At 55.8% G+C, this 1,070-nt stretch carries 1 protein-coding gene; it reads left to right on the top strand.

The window, feature by feature from the left end; genetic code table 11:
• On the top strand, positions 1–1,070 hold a 1,070-nt coding region (locus tag KB554_RS13200), incomplete at both ends, for an AGE family epimerase/isomerase (protein ID WP_211036501.1).

Raw genomic sequence — 1,070 nt, 5'->3', positions numbered from 1 at the left:
ATGGATTTTCAACATTTGGCCGACCAATACCGGTCGGAACTCATGGACAGCGTACTGCCCTTCTGGCTCGAACATTCCCAGGACAAAACCTACGGAGGATACTTCTCCTGCCTCGACCGCGACGGAAGCGTATACGACACCGACAAGTTCATCTGGCTCCAGGGCCGCGAGGTGTGGCTCTTCTCGATGCTCTGCAACAAGGTCGAAAAACGCAAGGAGTGGCTCGACTGCGCCATCCAGGGCGGCGAGTTCCTACGGAAATACGGACACGACGGAAAATACGACTGGTACTTCTCCCTGACGCGCGAGGGCAAGCCCATCATAGACCCCTACAACATCTTCTCCTACACATTCGCCACCATGGCTTTCGCACAGCTGGCAATGGCGTCCGGAAACGACGAATACGCGCAGATCGCGAAGAAGACATTCGACCGGATACTCGAAAAACGCTCGAATCCAAAGGGTAAGTGGACAAAGGCTCACCCGGGAACGCGACCGATGAAGGATTTCGCGCTCCCGATGATCCTCTGCAACCTCGCCCTCGAAATCGAACAGCTCATAGACCCCAAACTCATCGAGGAGACGATCGACGTATGCCTCCACGAGGTAATGGACGTATTCTACCAGAAGGACCTCGGTCTCATCGTCGAAAACCTTTCCGCCTCGGACAACTCGCTGGTGGACTCCTTCGAGGGCCGCTCGATAAATCCGGGACACTCGCTCGAGGCGATGTGGTTCATAATGGACCTCGGAAAAAGACTCGGACGCCCCGAACTGATCCAGCGCGCCGTAGAAATAGCGCTCCGGACCATCGAATACGGATGGGACAAGCAGTACGGCGGAATATTCTACTTCATGGACCGCCTCGGACATCCCCAGCAGCAGCTCGAGTGGGACCAGAAGCTCTGGTGGGTGCACATCGAATCCGCGATAGCCATGATAAAGGGATACCAGCTCACAGGAAACCAGAAATGCCTGGACTGGTTCGAAAAACTGCACCAATACATGTGGGAGCACTTCAAGGACCCCGAGTTCCCCGAGTGGTTCGGATACCTGAACCGGCGAGGCGA

This window comes from Alistipes sp. Marseille-P2263 (assembly GCF_018101075.1).
In the GTDB taxonomy this organism is placed as follows: domain Bacteria; phylum Bacteroidota; class Bacteroidia; order Bacteroidales; family Rikenellaceae; genus Alistipes; species Alistipes dispar.
This window is presented reverse-complemented; position numbering and strand designations above follow the sequence as displayed.